Source organism: Sporobacter termitidis DSM 10068 (assembly GCF_900130065.1).
Classification (GTDB): Bacteria; Bacillota; Clostridia; order Oscillospirales; family Oscillospiraceae; genus Sporobacter; species Sporobacter termitidis.
Genome location: NZ_FQXV01000021.1, coordinates 12,613 through 29,318 on the forward strand (window position 1 = coordinate 12,613; position 16,706 = coordinate 29,318).

The 16,706-nt window shown below is 59.1% G+C and carries 19 protein-coding genes and 1 tRNA gene; 11 read left to right on the forward strand and 9 right to left on the reverse strand.

Going from position 1 to position 16,706, the window contains the following annotated elements:
- Nucleotides 1-15 precede the first annotated feature (15 nt).
- On the reverse strand, nt 16-960 hold the full coding sequence (locus BUB60_RS18595; protein ID WP_073082954.1) for a DUF1848 domain-containing protein: 945 nt from the start codon (nt 958-960) through the stop codon (nt 16-18).
- Between the two features lie 319 nt (nt 961-1,279).
- Here BUB60_RS18595 and BUB60_RS18600 point away from each other — a divergent pair, with 319 nt between their 5' ends.
- On the forward strand, nt 1,280-1,780 hold the full coding sequence (locus BUB60_RS18600; protein WP_073082957.1) for a hypothetical protein: 501 nt from the start codon (nt 1,280-1,282) through the stop codon (nt 1,778-1,780).
- A gap of 54 nt (nt 1,781-1,834) precedes the next feature.
- Here the strand turns inward: BUB60_RS18600 and BUB60_RS18605 are convergent, their stop codons facing one another.
- From BUB60_RS18605 to BUB60_RS18620, 4 genes are all read right to left on the reverse strand, one after another.
- Entirely contained in the window at nt 1,835-3,028 is a 1,194-nt protein-coding gene (locus tag BUB60_RS18605) for a M24 family metallopeptidase (protein ID WP_073082961.1), read from the reverse strand.
- Nucleotides 3,029-3,103: 75 nt separating this feature from the next.
- A complete protein-coding gene (locus BUB60_RS18610) occupies nt 3,104-3,346 on the reverse strand; it encodes a hypothetical protein (RefSeq protein WP_073082965.1) in 243 nt (80 codons plus the stop codon).
- Between the two features lie 3 nt (nt 3,347-3,349).
- A complete protein-coding gene (locus tag BUB60_RS18615) occupies nt 3,350-4,027 on the reverse strand; it encodes a 4Fe-4S double cluster binding domain-containing protein (RefSeq protein WP_073082969.1) in 678 nt (225 codons plus the stop codon).
- On the reverse strand, nt 4,024-4,491 hold the full coding sequence (locus tag BUB60_RS18620) for a VanZ family protein (protein WP_159435471.1): 468 nt from the start codon (nt 4,489-4,491) through the stop codon (nt 4,024-4,026). The genes BUB60_RS18615 and BUB60_RS18620 overlap by 4 nt, the downstream gene beginning before the upstream one ends.
- Before the next feature lie 213 nt (nt 4,492-4,704).
- Between BUB60_RS18620 and BUB60_RS18625 the strand changes: the two genes are divergently transcribed.
- On the forward strand, nt 4,705-5,355 hold the full coding sequence (locus BUB60_RS18625; RefSeq protein WP_073082976.1) for a TetR/AcrR family transcriptional regulator: 651 nt from the start codon (nt 4,705-4,707) through the stop codon (nt 5,353-5,355).
- A gap of 35 nt (nt 5,356-5,390) precedes the next feature.
- Here BUB60_RS18625 and BUB60_RS18630 read toward each other — a convergent pair whose 3' ends face one another.
- Nucleotides 5,391-5,792, reverse strand: coding sequence for an iron chaperone (locus tag BUB60_RS18630; protein WP_073082980.1), 402 nt, complete (start codon nt 5,790-5,792; stop codon nt 5,391-5,393).
- Nucleotides 5,793-5,980: 188 nt separating this feature from the next.
- Here BUB60_RS18630 and BUB60_RS18635 point away from each other — a divergent pair, with 188 nt between their 5' ends.
- Nucleotides 5,981-7,087, forward strand: a complete 1,107-nt coding sequence (locus BUB60_RS18635; RefSeq protein ID WP_073082983.1) for a glycerol dehydrogenase — start codon at nt 5,981-5,983, stop codon at nt 7,085-7,087.
- Nucleotides 7,088-7,173: 86 nt separating this feature from the next.
- Nucleotides 7,174-7,947 carry a glutamate racemase gene (murI, locus tag BUB60_RS18640; protein ID WP_073082987.1) on the forward strand — a complete coding sequence of 258 codons (774 nt, stop codon included), beginning with the start codon at nt 7,174-7,176 and terminating at the stop codon, nt 7,945-7,947.
- A 404-nt stretch (nt 7,948-8,351) separates the two neighbouring features.
- On the opposite strand, the gene BUB60_RS18645 is transcribed toward murI, so the two are convergent.
- From BUB60_RS18645 to BUB60_RS18655, 3 genes are read right to left on the reverse strand one after another with little or no spacing between them, the layout of a single operon-like run.
- Nucleotides 8,352-8,741, reverse strand: a complete 390-nt coding sequence (locus BUB60_RS18645) for a VOC family protein (RefSeq protein WP_073082990.1) — start codon at nt 8,739-8,741, stop codon at nt 8,352-8,354.
- A 10-nt stretch (nt 8,742-8,751) separates the two neighbouring features.
- Nucleotides 8,752-9,981 carry a DUF1015 domain-containing protein gene (locus BUB60_RS18650; RefSeq protein ID WP_073082993.1) on the reverse strand — a complete coding sequence of 410 codons (1,230 nt, stop codon included), beginning with the start codon at nt 9,979-9,981 and terminating at the stop codon, nt 8,752-8,754.
- Nucleotides 9,982-10,003: 22 nt separating this feature from the next.
- Entirely contained in the window at nt 10,004-11,236 is a 1,233-nt protein-coding gene (locus BUB60_RS18655; protein WP_073082996.1) for a homocysteine S-methyltransferase family protein, read from the reverse strand.
- A gap of 219 nt (nt 11,237-11,455) precedes the next feature.
- On the opposite strand from BUB60_RS18655, the gene BUB60_RS18660 reads away from it, so the two are divergent.
- From BUB60_RS18660 to BUB60_RS20420, 7 genes are all read left to right on the forward strand, one after another.
- Nucleotides 11,456-12,088, forward strand: a complete 633-nt coding sequence (locus tag BUB60_RS18660) for a cytidylate kinase-like family protein (protein WP_073083000.1) — start codon at nt 11,456-11,458, stop codon at nt 12,086-12,088.
- A 207-nt stretch (nt 12,089-12,295) separates the two neighbouring features.
- Nucleotides 12,296-12,982, forward strand: coding sequence for a SatD family protein (locus BUB60_RS18665; protein WP_073083003.1), 687 nt, complete (start codon nt 12,296-12,298; stop codon nt 12,980-12,982).
- Nucleotides 12,983-13,019: 37 nt separating this feature from the next.
- Nucleotides 13,020-13,790, forward strand: coding sequence for a DUF3307 domain-containing protein (locus BUB60_RS18670; protein ID WP_073083008.1), 771 nt, complete (start codon nt 13,020-13,022; stop codon nt 13,788-13,790).
- A gap of 122 nt (nt 13,791-13,912) precedes the next feature.
- Nucleotides 13,913-14,857, forward strand: coding sequence for a 50S ribosomal protein L11 methyltransferase (gene prmA, locus BUB60_RS18675; protein WP_073083011.1), 945 nt, complete (start codon nt 13,913-13,915; stop codon nt 14,855-14,857).
- A gap of 78 nt (nt 14,858-14,935) precedes the next feature.
- The gene (locus tag BUB60_RS18680) at nt 14,936-15,679 is read left to right on the forward strand and encodes an NTP transferase domain-containing protein (RefSeq protein ID WP_073083016.1); all 744 of its coding nucleotides are present in this window, start codon (nt 14,936-14,938) and stop codon (nt 15,677-15,679) included.
- An 82-nt stretch (nt 15,680-15,761) separates the two neighbouring features.
- Nucleotides 15,762-15,850, forward strand: a tRNA-Leu gene (locus BUB60_RS18685).
- A gap of 249 nt (nt 15,851-16,099) precedes the next feature.
- Entirely contained in the window at nt 16,100-16,270 is a 171-nt protein-coding gene (locus BUB60_RS20420; protein WP_200796655.1) for a hypothetical protein, read from the forward strand.
- The last annotated feature ends 436 nt before the right edge of the window (nt 16,271-16,706 follow it).

Below are 16,706 nucleotides of genomic sequence, written 5' to 3' on the forward strand. Positions count from 1 at the left end.
CGATATCTGTGAATATTATACATCTTCGGATAGCCGGAGTTGGTGAATCATGTTTGTCTTTGCGCGCCGGGCCGTGACACGGTCATCCTCACCGAGCCGGCCGCAGAGCAGCGGCGACGCCGGGTCGTATTTTTCGCGGCTTTTCAAAACCGTGCCCTGCGCGTGATTGGCGTAGCAGTAGGCGCAGCCGTTCAGGCAGGTGCTGTAGGCGCCGATGTCGACGCTCCCGGCGCAGCCGCACGCCGGGCGCTGGTTTTTGTCCTTGGGGATATCGAGCCTGCACCCGAGGATTTTTTCAAACACCGCCGCGTCGACGCACCGGGCGCGCCCGATGCCGTACCGGCTGAGATCAATGCTCTCGGCGCAGGCGTCCAGCGTCAGGCCGTGCCGGCGCGCGCTGTCCGCCAGGCGCCGCGCCAGTTCATCCTTGTGTGCGTCCGTCGGCGCCGCGGCGCCGACGGACTTCATCCAGCGCTCGATGTGGCGGTAATTGTCCAGGAAGCTGACGGTGCACTTTGTGGTATAGCCCTCCAGCCTCCCGGCGAGCTTTTCAAAAAACTCGGCGTGATAATCGATCGAATATTTATCGCTTAAAAATATCGGGTCGTACCGCCAGACGACCCTGTCCGGGCCGACCGCGTCGGCCAGGCGGCGGAACGCCGGGATCACGACGTCGTTTTTGGACGGAACGTTCGGCTCCGCGTCCGCGCCGTAGGCGGTCAGGGTGAACTGAAAATAATAGGCGCGGCCGCCCAGCCGCTCCAGCTTATCCAGCATCGGCAGCGGATTCTTCGTCCAGAAGACGAAGCCGTCCGCCTCGTCCGTCGACAGGCCCACCCGGCTGACCTGCCGGGGATTCATGGGATTGCGCACCAGGACATATTCTTCCTCAAGCCTTTTGAAAAACCAGTCCGAAAAATAATTGGGGATATCCGTCCGGCGGCTGGCGCTGATAATCATACGCACTCTCGATTCATTCGTTCTCGGCTTTCGTCTATCATACCACAAACAAAGGCTTGAAATAAACGGCTTGCTGTCGATAAGCCCTTTGGGCTTTATCGACAAGTGGGTGCATGCAGGTTTTCAACATAGACAGGCGGCGGAGCAGACTTGGGTCTGCCCCGCCGCCGCACATTTTCACTTTTCACACTGTCACTTCTCGGTCGGTGTTAGTATCAGCAGAAGAGGCGCAAATATTCGCTTCCATATATTTAAATAAATTGTATTATTCTGTCTAAATATGTGTTATTATGGGTCCAACAATCAAGAGGAGGACCTTATGAGAAACGAGACAAGCCAAAAAATCCAGAATTTCGCGGGAGTTTTATTTTACTGCATCATTGCTTTATCGGTGATCGCCGGCATTTCGTACCTGATGCTGCTGCAGGGCATCTCCGGTGCCGTCGCCTTGCTGATTGCCGTGGCGATGGGCACTCTGCTCGCTTTTCTTTACAAATATGTCTGCACCGGATTCGGAGAAATCGTGGAGCATCAGGCCGAGCAGACGGCACTGCTGATCAAAATGACGGAGCTTATGAAAGACGTCGCCAATGCCGGGCCGGCGACGGGGAGCGTCACCCCGCGTACTGCCGAAGCGCCGGCGCCCGCGAAGGCCGAGGCCGACGACGGCCCGAACACGCCGGCCGTCAGGCTGACGACCAGAGCCGTCGGCGAAATCGTCTGCCCTGTCTGCCGCAAGCCCCAGCTGTCCAACAGAAACTCGTGCTACTCCTGCGGGTGCAGGTTCATCTACGACGATGAGCAGCCCGCCGGGAGATAACGGTATATTGACGGCGCGGCCGCGGCAATGACGCCGCGCTGCCGGATCTCCCTCTCAACGGACCTCGATAATGTCGCAGCCGCTGCCGGTGATGCAGCGCGCGCCGGTTTTTTCCACGACGTACGTATCCTCCACGCCGACGAGGCCCACGTCCCTGATCCCCTTTTTCGGCTCGATGGCGAACGCCATATTTTCCTCGATCGGCTCGTCAAAGCCCTCGGCGATGACGGGGAGCTCGTCCACATGCAGGCCGATGCCGTGCCCAAGGAACTTGACCTGCCTGCCGCCGAAGCCCATGAAGTCGCGCTTGAAATCGGGGCTCAGCGCATCCATGACCGTCCTGTATATCTCGGAAGGCCGCGCGCCCGGCATCAGGAGCGACGCCGTGCGCTTTTCAATGTCGAGGCAGGCCCGCTGGGCCAGTACCATCTCCTCCGTCGGCTTCGCCCCGAAGATGTACGCTTGGGATTTATCGCTGTTGTATCCACGGATGCCGAAGCCGATATCGATGAAAACGGCATCGCCGCGTTTCAGCTTCCGCTCCCTGCTGCCCATGATGGGGGCCACCGGCGAGAGGCCCACATGGCCGCCGGGACCGTCGAAGTACGTGGGATACAGAGAGCTCACGCCGAACCCGATCTGCCCGATCCCCAGGTCCGTCTGGAACATCTGGAACCGCGTCACGCCATGGAAGCCGCGCTCCAGCATTTTCTCCAGCAGCGCCGTGCATAAATCCGTCTCGCTCATGCCCTCCCGCAAAAGTGTGGGGACGATATTCCGCATCAGATCGTCGTGTATCCGCCCGGACTCCTCCATGGCGGCCAGCTCGTACGGCGTCTTGACGGCGCGGACGGCGAGGACGGTTTTGTCCAGCGACCCCAGCGCGGCCATGGTGAAATATTTTTTCAGCCGGTCCAGGACGGCCAGCGGCATGATCTCCGTTTCAACGTACGTTTTCCCCAGGTCGGCGCCCAGGACCCCGGCGGCGTCCCTGTAGCTGTTCATGGGATAAATCGTCTCAAGGGGCGACTCGTCCCGCGCCCGCTCCAGGCTGCGCCGGACGAAATAATACAAGCCCCCGCCGCGCCTGACGGCGAGCAGGGCGTCCTGCATGGTGCCGGTGAAATAATACTGGTTGATTTTGCTGACAAAGAGCGCCGTGTCCCAGTCCGGATATTTTACATCCATCTTTGTGCAACAATTATAAAGCCGCAGCGCCAATTCTTCTTTCGTTAAGTCCTTCGCCATGATTCCTCCGAAAATGCGTTTTATTGCGTAATTTTACCATAAACCGTGCTTTTTATCAACCGATGCAAGGCGCTGCTATCTCCCCGAAAATATGATCAGCAGCGCGATGGCGGTGAGCGTCAGGACGACGGTGAAATAAACGCTGGCGTTTTTCGGCCGCGCCCGGCGCTTCTTCCGCTTCGCGCCCGAAGGGCTGAGCAGCCCGGACACCGTCATGCCGCTGTCGTCGCCGCCCCGGCGGATTATGAGGCCGATGGTAAACACCATAACGGCCAGAATAATGCAGACGATGATAAAGGTGATTCTCGTCGGACTCATCCGCTACTCCCCTTTCCGCATTGGGCACACCCGCATGCAGACGCCGCAGACGGCGCCGCGGCCGATGTCCATAAAATGCGCGCGCATATAGCTGTTGCAGGCGTGCGCGTCAAAGAGCTCCTCCCGCGCCGCGTCGGGGCGCCAGGCGACGTTTTTGATCGCCCCGGCGGGACAGGCGTCCGCGCAGAGGCGGCAGGCGCCGCAGGGCGATTCGGCGGCGGCGCTCAGCTCTGTCAGCGGGCAGTCGGTGAACAGGGTGCCGAGCCGCACGCGCGGGCCCAGCTCCCGGTGCAGGAACAGGGCGCTTTTGCCGACCGTCCCGAGGCCGGCCAGCACGGCGGCCTTCTTGTGGGAATAGCGCCCCAGGTGCTCCCGCGTTTTCCCGGTGTTGATCGTCTGGGACGCGGCGATGGGGATGTATCTGTACCCGCGGCTTTGGAGAAGCGTGCCGGCGCGCAGCAGCATACTGTCGATAAAAGCGTTGACGGTCCTGTAGTGATGAAAATAGGTGTGCGTCGGCGCGCCGTCAATCTCGTCGACAACGGCGTCCGACAGGGCCGCGACGATGGTGACGGCATGGCAAAGGTCACCCGGCCCGTCAGAAACGCGGGCGAAGCCCACGTCGCAGACGCCCTGTGCTTTCAGCAGATTTTCGATTTCGTCACACAGCTCCACGGTCATTTCATATCCTCATTCGTTATTCCGCGCTTTTTGTCCCGCCGCTTTATGTACGCTTTCAGCAGCAGGCCGCCGAGGACGGCGCCCAGCGTGTTGAGAAGCAGGTCGTCGACTTCGCTCTGGCCCGTACCAAAGGCAAACTGCGACAGCTCGATGGCAAGCGACAGAAGGAACCCGTATATCGCCGCCGTTTGCGGCGGCTTCGCGCGGCCCGCCAGGTACGGCAGCAAAAAGCCGAACGGGATAAACCAGGCGATGTTCCCCCCGAACAGGTAGATAAAGCTCAGATACCGGCGGCGGGAGAGAATATCCGCATAGCCGGCAAACGGGACAAGCTTGATGCTGCCGTTCGTAAACGGCGGATTTTCAAGAAAATCGTGCCGGAACACTGTGATTTCCAGGAGGACACACAGGTAAACCGCGAAGACGGCCCATCCGAAAATTTTATACAGCTTCGCTTTCCTCAAAATTTTCACCAGCCCGACCCATGATAATTTCTATTATATGCCAATTTTCGGCTGAACTCAACATCCCCATTGTGGCAAAATAGGCTTGTCCGGAGGCAGCGAGAATCTGTGAAAAAGGCGCTCCCGCCGGGAATGCTTGACAAATCGCAGAACGGAGTATATATTGAACTGTGATTCAATATGCCGTATTACATCATGTGAGGGTGTTCGAAAGTGGCGAGAACAGCGGCGCAAAACAAAAGAATCCGGGACGCCAAGCGGGAACTCATCCTGACGACGGCGCTCAATCAATTTTCTCTGAAGGGCTATTACTCCACACGTATCCAGGATATCGCCGAAGCGGCGGATATCTCCCAGGGGCTCATGTACTACTATTACCGCTCAAAAGAGGCCATCTACGTGGACCTCGTCGACGATTCCCTGGAGCGTATCAATGAGACGGCGCGCTACGTGCGCGAAATGACGCGGCCCTTTGGCGAAAAGATCATGTATGCCCTGCGGATTCTCTTTAAAACAATAGAGACAAGCTATCGCTTCCGTCAGACCTGCCGGATGATTGCCCAGGCCGCCTATCAGGCGGATATCTCGGATGAGGCCAAGGTCCAGCTCGACAAGAAGCGCGATATCTCCTACCGGATCATGGCCGAGATTTTCAGGAAGGGCCAGGTGGAGGGCAGCGTCGTCGACGGAGACCCGATGGAACTCTCGATCCTCTTCTGGACCAGCGTCAACGGGCTGGCGATTTACTACGCCACACGCGATATCGCCACGACGCTCCCGGATTACAGGCTCGTGGCGCCGATGTTTTTGAAAAATTACATTGAGATCGCCGACGACGACAAAGACCCACAGCTGGGCGGGTAAAACCGCCCGCTTTATTTTCATGCGCCGGCGCGGCCTTACGCCGAGGCCTCCGGCCTTTTTGTTTTCTCTTTTTTGGGCTTCTGCGCTTTATTCTGCGCCGCCCGGAAGCGGACGATCTCGGCGATCAGCTCCAGCGGCAGCGGCCTGGCGAAGGGGAACTGCACGCCGCCCTTGGAGACGCTGTATTCCTGCATTTTGTCACGGAACGCCTCGATCCCCTCGGCGCCGGGGAAAAAGCCGATATGACTTTTAAAGGCGGCGAAGTGGACCAGGTTGCCGTTCAAATAAAACGTCGGCATCGCCCAGCTGATTTTCTCCGACGCGTCCGGCGCAGCCGCGCCGATCGTCCGGCGCAGCGCCTGCAGCCTTTCCCGTACCTCGGGCGGATACTGGGCGATATAGCCGTCGATCGTCGTATAGGTGATCTCCCGTCCCATAAGGCACCCCTTAAAATATTATCGATGCCTCGATTATACCCCGGCCGCCGTCAAAACACAAGACAGGCCGGGCTTTCCTGCGTTTGGCGGCAAAAACGCGGCCGTTGCGGCGGCGCCGTCCTGTTGCCATCGGCGGCGCGATCGGGTATAATCCAGAAAGAATATAATCGTCATACGGAGGGAAACGGATGGGCTTTTCGACACAGATATTCGGCGCGCCGGGCCGGTACGTCCAGGGCGCGGGGGCCATCACGGAAATCGGCGCGCACGCGGGCGCGCTGGGCGGCAGGGTGCTGGTCGTCGGCGGAAAAACGGGCCTTGCCGCCACGCGGCAGGGCCGGGAAACCGGCTTTTCGTCATCGGGCGTCAGCCAGCTGGAGGAGCTCTTCGGGGGCGAGGCCAGCGACCGGGAAATCGACCGCCTGACGTGCCTCGGCAGACAAAACGGCTGCGACCTCCTTATGGCCAGCGGGGGCGGAAAGGCGATCGACGCTGTCAAGGCCGCCGCCGAGGACCTTGGCGTGCCTGCCATCATCGTCCCGACGGTGGCGTCGAACGACGCGCCGTGCAGCGCTCTGTCCGTCGTTTACAACGAGGACGGCTCCTTTTCAAGGCTCCGGCCGCTCAAGCGGAGCCCCGGCCTCGTCCTCGTCGATACCGAAATCATCGCCCGCGCGCCGGTGCGCACGCTGGTGGCCGGCATGGGCGACGCGCTGGCCACGTGGTTTGAGGCCGACGCCTGCCAGAAGGCTTACGCGCTGAATAATTTCGGCGGACACATTTCCGCGCCCGCGCTGGCACTGGCGCGCCTTTGCCTGGATACGCTTTTGGAGCACGGCGCCGCCGCGAAGGCCGCCTGCGAAAACCAGGCCGTAACGCCCGCCTTTGAAAAGGTCGTCGAGGCCAACACGCTGCTGAGCGGCCTCGGCTTTGAAAGCGGCGGGGTGGGGATCGCCCACGCGCTGAGCGAGGGCTTTTCCGCCGTCCCGTCGCTGCACCGCTGCCTGCACGGGGAAACGGTCGCGTTCGGGTTGCTTGTCCACCTTATCCTCGAGGACCGGCCGGCGGCTGTTTTGAATGAGATTTACGCGTTCTGCCTCAGCGTCGGGCTGCCGGTCACACTCGCCGACATCGGCGGCGCGCACCTGGACCGTGAAACGCTCCGCCGCGCGGCCGAGGCCTCGGCCGCGCCGGGAAAGCCGTCTCACAACATGGCGTTTCCCGTTACGGGCGGCGTGCTCTACGACGCCATCCTGACCGCGGACGCCCTTGGCAGGAGGCTGAAGGCTTGTTGACATCGATATGGAGTGTATGTATGATTGGTTAATAATGTGGCCATGATTTTTCCGAGGCGTCAATTTACATACGAGGTGTCCCGAACATGCTGATCGGATTTTTTGATTCCGGCGTCGGCGGTATCACCGTCCTGCACGACGCGCTGCAGGCGTTGCCGAACGCGGATTTTATTTATTACGCCGATACGGACAACGTGCCGTACGGCACAAAAACAAAGGCGCAGGTCAAGGACTACGTCATGAACGCGGCGGATTTTCTGGTCGGCCACGGGGCCGGCGTCCTGGTGGTGGCGTGCAACACGGCCACAAGCGTGGCTATCAAGGCCCTGCGGCAGAAATACGATATCCCGATCATCGGGATGGAGCCGGCCGTGAAGCCCGCTGTTGAAAACCACAAGGACAAACGCATTCTGGTGACGGCCACGGCGCTGGCGCTGAAGCTGGATAAGCTCAAAAAGCTCATCACAACGCTGGACTGCGAGGACATCGTGGACCTTTTGCCGCTCCCGGGCCTCGTGCGTTTTGCCGAAGACATGACCTTCGACACGGAGACCGTCCTGCCCTATCTCCGGGAGGAGCTGTCGCGTTTCGATATGCAAAACTACCAGACCGTCGTCCTTGGCTGCACGCATTTCATCTATTTCCGGCACGTTTTCCGGGCCCTGCTCGGCGGGGAGATCGAGCTAATCGACGGCAACCAGGGCACCGTCAACATGCTCGTCAAAACGCTCGACGAGCTGCGGGCGCCCCTGGGCGGCGCCGGCAAGATCACCTGGTACCAGTCCGGCGCCCAGGTCACCGATGAGCAGACGCTGCAAAGATTCGAGGCGCTGTTAAAAAGGCTCAACGAGGCGAGATAAAAAGCGAACCGCAGAGATTGTTCTCTGCGGTTTTTTTAGTTGCGTCCCCGACGGGGGCGGAGATGGGGCGCGGCGGGCGATTCGTGAATCGCCCCTACATCACCGCAGGGGCGGGTTCTGCACGTCCCTTTTGTACCATGCCGCGCCGGCAAGTGCGGCGGGAGCAAGCCCCCGCCCTACCGTAGTAATTCAATGGCGCCGCCGTAGGGCGGGACGACCCGGTCCGCCGTCGGTCCTTCTCCGTGGAGTTACTGCCGCGCCGGCAAGAAAAGGCGCGGCTGGGAAACCGCGCCCTACGCGTCACGTGCCGGCCGGGGTCCGGGGCGCAGTCCCGATGGGCCCGGGGCACAGCCCCGATGGGGTATGGGGCGCAGCCCCATAGGGGCCATAGGGGGCTCCGCCCCCTATACCTTTATTGGGGGGGAGGGTGGGCTTTCAATTATTTGTTTCAGTTGAATCTTCAGCCCGTTTGGGTCCTGAATAAAGAAATATTTTACGGTGGGATCGATGAACGGGCCGCTGTAAATGGGGATGTCCTTTTCTCTGATCATTGCGAGCGCGTCGTCCAGAGAGTCCACCTGGAAGCCCCAGGAGACGGCGTCTCCGGCGGCGACGCTTTGGCTCCCGGCGTTTTTGACAAGCTCGAGCTGGGTCTCCCCCGTTTTCAGAAACGCGATCTCCAGCCCAGGCATGGCGCTGAAGCGGCTGTCAACCTCCAGGCCGAGCACGTCCTGATAAAAGCGCAGGGATTCGTCCATGTCCTTAACGAGCAGCGTGCACCAGCTGAACCTCATGGTCGCCCTCCTATGTCGCTTTCCGGATCTCCCGGCACTCGAGATAATACCTTTTGTCGCGGGCATGCCCGATGGAGAAGCTTTTCTTTGGGAAAAGCGCCCCGGCGGAAACGGTCCCGAAAAATTCCGATTTGTCCATCGTCGGGAGGAGGAAGCCGACGCAGTCCTTCCGCGCGGCCAGCTTTTCCACGGCTTCCTCGCCGTGAATGTAATCGATAGCACAGCCGTTTTTGGCCACATAGTCGTCCAGAAAGCTCTGCAGCCGTTCGATAAAATCGCCGATGCTCCGGGCGCCGACGGTCAGTGCGCCGCGGCGGTCCGCGGTGCGCCACTCCAGGGCGTACCCGTCGCAGTCCAGCGGCAGGGCGTTTTTCATTTCCGATATCAGCGCCAAGGGGTCGGCCCCGAAGACGACGCGGTGGATAGCCTCAAAGCCAATGGCCGGATCATAGACGTTGTTCAGCTCCACCAGCGCGTATCGCGCCGGGTGGCCCTCCAGCGCCGACGGGCTCAGGCTGGCCTTGAGCTCCTCCCAGTATCCTTTGGCGGCGGCCAGCGAATGGTTGCCGTCGCCGATGATGATCTGCACGCCGCCCGGCGACGCCAGGCCGTTCAGCGCGGCAAGGACGTCCTGCAGATCATCGCCGGCGACACGCCAGCCGCGGATGGCGCCGCCGCCCTCCATGAGCTCAAAAGCATACGCCGGCTCCAGGAGGCCCTTTTTCTCCGCCAGCGGCTCGATGACGCGGCCGTCGCGGTCGTCGATGAGCGCCATGATATGCGGCAGCTCCAGCGGCGCTTTACGCCGGACGTCGACGCGCGCCGGCAGCCGGGAGACGATCGTCCGCTCGCTGGCGCGGACGGCGGTCTTTGCCCCAAGTGAAAAATCGTACGCCTCCAGATCCAGCATACCCACGAGGCCGCGGCGGACGCGGCCGTCGGAGACCGTCCGCTCGACATAGATAAACGAGTTTTCCAGTTTTTTAAAAAGTCCCTGCCGCAGGTAAGCGTCCATCTGCGCGCCGATGACCTCGGCGCTCCGCGCGGTATCCACCCGGTCCAGATAGGCCTCCGGCACAATCAGCCGGAGCGTCGAGGGCGCGGCGCCGGCCGTCCTTTCAACGCGGGCCCAGTAATCGGGCTCCGATGAAAACTGGTCGCACGCGATGACGCTCCATTTTGTCATATCGGTACCGTCCGGCAGCAAAATGTCGGCCGGCCAAAAAGCATTTTCAGCCACTTCAGTATCCCCCGTCCAAAATTCAGATAACGACCGCGCCGTACTTTGACGCGATCTCCGTCAGCGCCTGCCGGCCGGCGCCCGGGCAGCGGATGGCGGGTGAGCCGGGAATCTCGTGCAGCGCCGCCGTGAGGACGTCGGCAGTATCGGCAATCAGGATCAGCGGCCGGTCGCTCTGTGTCTGGATGCTGTGGATGACGTGGGCGGCTTCACCGGCGTCCAGGCTGCCCGGCAGCGTGACGGTGACGACGGCGCTGCCGTTGTCCGACTGCTCCAGCGCGTCGTTGATGCTCTCCCGGGGCGACGCGACCTTCTTATTGGCTTCGGCCTGATAATTTTCGATATTCTCGATCTGCAGCGAGGTGCAGATCGGAAGGCCCCCGCCCCGCCGGACGGCCGCCGGCTTCAGCCCGGAGAATGTCTGGCGCAGCTCCTTGATAAACTCCGGCGTCGTCCCGCAGCAGCCGCCGACGATCTTGACGCCCAGGGACGCATACGGCGCCATCTGGCGCGCAAACTCCTCGGGGCCGATATCGTAGACGCCGGTCACGCTGTTAGGCAGGCCGGCGTTGGGCTTGACAATGATGGGCAGGCTTGTGCTTTTCACGATCTTTTCGGCGATTGGGAAAATTTCACCCGGCGCCAGCGAGCAGTTGATGCCGAGCGCCGCGGCGCCCAGCCTCTCGGCCGTGATGGCAAAGCTCTCCGGCCGGCAGCCGGTAAACGTCCGCCCGCTCTTGTCGAACGTCATCATGACGAAAACCGGCAGCCTCGTATTCTCCCGGACGGCGCGTATGGCGGCCTTGATTTCATACAGATCGCTCATCGTCTCGATGGCGACGAGGTCGGCCCCGGCCGCCTCGCCGGCGATCGCCTGTTCCTTATAAAGCGCATAGGATTCGTCGAAGGTCAGCGTGCCGAAGGGCTTGATAAATTCGCCGATGGGACCTATATCCAAAGCCGTCAGCGCTTTTCCCCCGGCGGCGCGCTTTGTGATGCCGACGGCGGCCCCCACGATCTCTTCCACTGTATAGCCGGTACCCTTCAATGCTCTGGCATTGGCGCCCAACGAATTCGTAATGATGATTTCGCTCCCGGCTTCAGCATACTTTCTCTGAATGTCCTCGACGACTTCGGGCGCTGTCACGTTCATGATATCCGGTCTCTGACCGGGCTGCAGGCCTCTCTTTTGCAGGAGGAACCCTATCGCCCCGTCAAAAAAGACGAACTCCCGCTCCAGCAATTCATTCAGCATAGAGCACACCTCTTTTCTCGTTTTTTGCTATGTGTCAATAGTAAAGGAACAGGTTCCAAAAGTAAAGTCATTTTACGTGTACAGCTTTAAATTTCCGTTTGAAATCGGCCTGATTTATGCTATGATATTGATGTGGACCCAGGCGCCCGGCAGGGAAAGCCGCGCAAATGCGATTCGGTTTCCATAACAATTTGTTTGCTCCGCATACAGGAGGTTTGTATGGATAAATTCATCATCACAATCAGCCGGGAATTCGGCAGCGGCGGCAGGCTCATCGGCGAAAAGCTGGCGGCCAGGCTCGGGGTCGAATTCTACGACAAATCCATTATCCAGATGGCCGCCGAACGGAGCGGCCTGTCCTATAAATTTATCGAGCAGAACGAGGAAAATCTCACAAGCAGCCTGCTTTTCAACTTTCCCGCCGCGGCCTCCTATACCAACTTCAAAACGGCGGCCTATTTCGATACGCCGGTCAACGACAAGACGTTTCTCGCCCAGACGGAGGTCATCCGCGAGCTGGCCAAAAGCAGCTGCATCATCGTCGGCCGGTGCGCCGACTATATACTCCGGGACGACCCCGCGCTCGTCCGGCTGTTCATCACCGCGGGCTTTGACGACAGGGTCCGCCGGGCCATCGAGGAGTACAGGTTCCCCTCCGAGGGCGCGGAGGAAAAAATCCGAAAGATCGACAAGAGCCGGGCCAACTACTATAAATATTACACCGGCCAGCCCTGGGGCAGCATGCACAATTATGACCTGATCGTCAATTCCTCCTTCACAGGCGTCTTCGGCGCCGTCGCCGTCGTGATGACGATGCTGGAGGAAAAGGGCATCGAAGCAAAAGCGTATTGAGCGTGTCTATAATTCAGCGCGAGTAAAGGGGAGCTAAGCTCCCCTTTACTGTTGTGTTGGTGCCTTATTTATGGTGACTTGATAATTTGTTGCTGTAAATCGGGTGATTTATAAATTGTTGCCTTAAAATGGTGAATTTTTATTGACGATATCCAAAATTGGGTTATAATATAGGACAGGTAAAGGTTATCAAGGGCAGGTGAAACGATGTACTGTGCGATGATCGGCGATTTGATCGGTTCGAGATCAATGAGCGCCGAGGAGCGGCACCACGTGCAGGAAGAGCTGAAGCAAATCCTCGGCGGGATTAACAGCGCCTACGCGGACGTTATCGCTTCCAAATTCACATTGACGCTGGGAGATGAATTTCAGGGGCTTCTCAAGTCCTCTCAGCAGGCTGTGGAAATCGCGGAACGCCTTATCAAAGAGCTGCACCCCCACGGCATCCGGTTTGGGATCGGCCTGGGGGAGATTTATACGGACATAGACCCCGACAAAGCGCTTGGCGCCGACGGCCCGGCGTATCACCTGGCACGAGAAGGCGTTGACGCCCTTAAAGCCGACGGGCGGTTCGGCAAGGGCTTTGCCGTGGCCTTTCACACAGACAAGCCGGATGCGATGCTTTTAAACGCGCTCTGCCGCGCGGTGTCCGACATAGAAAGCGCTTGGACGGACAGGCAGCGCGAGATCGTATGGGCGGCGGAGAAATTCGACGGCAGGCAGCGTCCTGCCGCGAACGCGCTGAAAATCAGCAAATCCGTCGTCTCACGCCAGCTCAAAGCCGCAAATTTCTCCGGATACCGTTATCTGCTCGATTCACTTGGGTCATACCTGCGCTTACAATATGACGCTTTATCGCCGGAGAGCTCCGGCGAGCCGAAAACGGAGTTATAGCCGATACTGAAAATACAGAGAGATGGGGGATACTGCTATGGCCGGCATCGACACCTTCTTCTGGCTTTTGGCCCTGGCGCATATGATCGGGGACTTTTATCTGCAGTCCGAGCACCTGGCGTGCAGCAAGAAGGAGAAGCTGACTTCCCTGCTCGCGCACAGCGGCTTATACGCGCTGCCCATGCTCCTGGTGACGATACCGTATATCGGAAACAGCTGGTGGTATGCCGCCGTGCTGGCGTCGGTCATCGTATCGCACGGCGTCATCGACTTCATAAAAGTCAAGGCTTGCGGGAGGTTTGCCAATAGCGAAAAGCTCCTGTTTTTTGCCGACCAGCTCTTGCATATCGCCGTCATCTATCTCGTGGCGTCGATTTACGCCGCGAACGGTCTGACCGTATTGAACGGCGCCGGGAATTTTCTTCTCGGTACATATAACGCGCTTGCGCCGGGCCTCCCGGCCGGCAAGCTCGTCAGAATGCTCTGCGCCTTTTTACTGATATTCAAGCCCGCAAATGTGATCGTAAAAATTCTGAGGCCCACATCCGCCGGGCAGGACGGGCAGCTTGAGCCGCCCGCGAATATTCAAGACAATAAGGCCGGCAGCATGATCGGCAATCTCGAGCGCGTTCTGATGCTTATTTTGCTGATGCTCGGCCAATACACGGCGATCGCGTTTATCCTGACCGCGAAATCGATAACGCGCTACAACAAGATCGTTGAAACGCCTTCCTTTGCCGAATATTACCTCATCGGCACGCTCACCAGCGTACTTATCGCGGTGCTCGCTTCACTGATCGTCAAATAAGCCCGGGAAAGCCGACGGCTCGCCGGATTTATGCCGGCGGGTCTTTTTATCGTCTAATCCTCTGGTTGTCTTTTGGGCCCTCTTACGGTAAAATGCAATCAGATTATATCGGAGGCATACACATGGACTGGCTTGAAGTTACCGTCAGCACAACGCCGGAGGCGCTCGACAGCCTCGCGGCGTCCTTGGAGGACCTGGGCGTGGAGGGGCTTGTCATCAACGACGAGGCTTCCATCAGGTCGTTCCTCGACAACAATCCGAAAGCCTGGGATTACGTGGACGACGAGATCTTTTCCCAGGTGCACGGGGCCTCGTCCGTGCAGTTTTATCTGGAGGACAGCGAAGAGGGGCTGCTGCGGCTGGCGCAATACCGCGCGGCGCTCCCCGGCGAGACCTTTTCCACAAAAAACGTCCGCGACGAGGACTGGCTGAACAACTGGAAGAATTACTTCAAGCCCATTGAAATCGGCCGGCGGCTGCTCGTCGTGCCGGCGTGGGAGCCTGACCCAGACAGCGCGGGCAGAGTGATCCTGCGCATCGAGCCGAAGCTGGCCTTCGGTACCGGCGCGCACGCGTCGACGCGCATGTGCATGGAGGAGCTCGAAAACCATCCGGCCCGGACGGTGCTCGACCTGGGGTGCGGCAGCGGTATCCTCGCCGTGGCGGCGCTGCTGCTGGGCGCCGAAAGCGCCGTGTGCTGCGACATTGCCCCCGACGCCGCCGCCGTCTGCCGGGACAATGCCCTGCTCAACGGCATCAACCCCGGCGTCATGCCCGCATACACGGCGGATATCCTGACGGGCAATACGCTGGAAGACATCACCGGCGGGCATCGCTACGATATCGTCTTTGCCAACATCATCGCGGATGTGATCATCCCGCTGGCGCCGCGCATCCCCGGTTTGCTGGCGCCGGGCGGCGTGTTTATCTGCTCGGGCATCATCGACGGCCGCCAGGGCGAGGTCCGGGCGGCGCTGGAGCAGGCCGGCCTTGCCGTCACCCGCGCGCGGCAGGGCGACAGCTGGCACATGCTGGCCGCCAAGGTTGCGGCGCCGGCGGCGCTGTGATAAAATGACGGCAAAGCTTCCGGGAGACGGAAGAATAAAACGACTCATATCCTATTACAGCAAGGGTGGCAAATTTTTATGCGTTTAAAAGCTGTTGTTCTGGCCGCGGGCAAAGGCACGCGCCTCAAAACGGAAGGCCGCGACCTCCCCAAGGTCATGCGCGAGGCCTGCGCAAGGCCGCTGCTCCGTTATGTTCTGGAGGCTATATCCTTTATCGACAAGGCGGATACCGTCATTGTGGCCGGCTACAAAAAAGAAGACGTCATGGCCGCGTTCGGCGATTACCCGTTCGCTGTCCAGGCCGAGCAGCTGGGGACGGGACACGCCGTGATGTCCGCCAGGCAGCTGTTGGAGGGCTTTGACGGCAGCGTTCTGATCTGCTACGGCGACATGCCGCTCTTAACGCGGGAGACATATGAAGCCCTCGTCAGAACCCACGCCGCCGAGGGCAACGACTGCACCATACTCAGCAGCAGCTCGGACGAGGAGCTCCCCTACGGCCGGATCGTGCGGGACGGGAGCGGCAGCTTCGTCAAAATCGTCGAGGACCGGGACTGCACGGCGGCGGAGCGGGCCATCCGGGAGCTCAACACCGGCCTGTATGTGTTTGAAGCCGCGAAGCTCCTGCCAGCGCTGTCAAAGCTCCAAAACAACAACGCCCAGGGCGAGTACTACCTGACGGACGTGCCGGCCATCCTCCGCGGGGAGGGCGCCCGGATCGGCATCTGCATGCGCGCCCTAGGCGACGAGATCATCGGGGTCAATACGCTGGAGCAGCTGAAGCAGGTGGAGGATATCCTGCGTCAGCGCGGCGCCTGCTGAGCTCCCGTTGAGGGCGGCGGCCGACATGCCTCCGTCTTGACATTCCGGCGCCCAGATGCTACTATAGCTTTTGCCTGTAAATGCCGGTGTGGCGGAACTGGCAGACGCCCGGGACTTAAAATCCCGTGAGGCTAATACCTCGTACCGGTTCGATCCCGGTCACCGGCACCAAAAAGAAGAGTCAAAAAAGATAAAATCTTTTTTGACTCTTCTTTTTATCTATATCCATGCGCGTTTGCTGATAGCGAATCCGGACACTCGGAAGCAACATTGAGTGACAAGATTAAATATACTGTAGTTTTATGTAGATAAGCCAGAGGCTCTATCGCCTTTTTGCATATTTATTGGCGGTAATTTAATACTTGATTTTTTGGCGGTATTTAATTATAATAATATCGTTGGCAAAGAAAGGGGGGAGACATGCCACAAAAACCACGAGGGCGGCCTGTTTCAGATAATACAAAAACTTTGCGTGTTGACGTGCGCCTAACCGAAGAAGAAATGCGTTTACTTGATGAATATTGCAAGCAAAAAGGTGTATCACGTCCACAAGGGTTACGCAACGGTATTTATGCCCTCAATAAAAAATAAGAGAAGTGGCGCGCTGTTGGCAAACGAACTACGCCACTCCCCCCACCGACAGATGCCCGAGGGCAAATGCAGCGTAAATATTATAGCATGCGCCGCAAAGCCTTTCAAGCAATGTCGGAGAACGTCAACGAAAGGACATGTAGGACTACAATACATGTTAGACAGAAAGGAGAAAAAATAAGAGCAAGGATAAGGCACAACGGTTAGAATGGAGTTACCACACAACATTTTAGCCGAGAGGAAGTGCCTATCCCTGCATGAAGAGCATAACACAGGACATGAAGTACAGGCAATCCCTTATCAATTACGCAGAAAAATATGGAGTATCCAAGGCGTCGAGAAAATACAACAAAGCTCGATCATATATCTATTTCTGGCTGAGACGCTATGATGGGACAATCGATTCGTTGGCCTGCCGATCCCGCCGACCTCATAG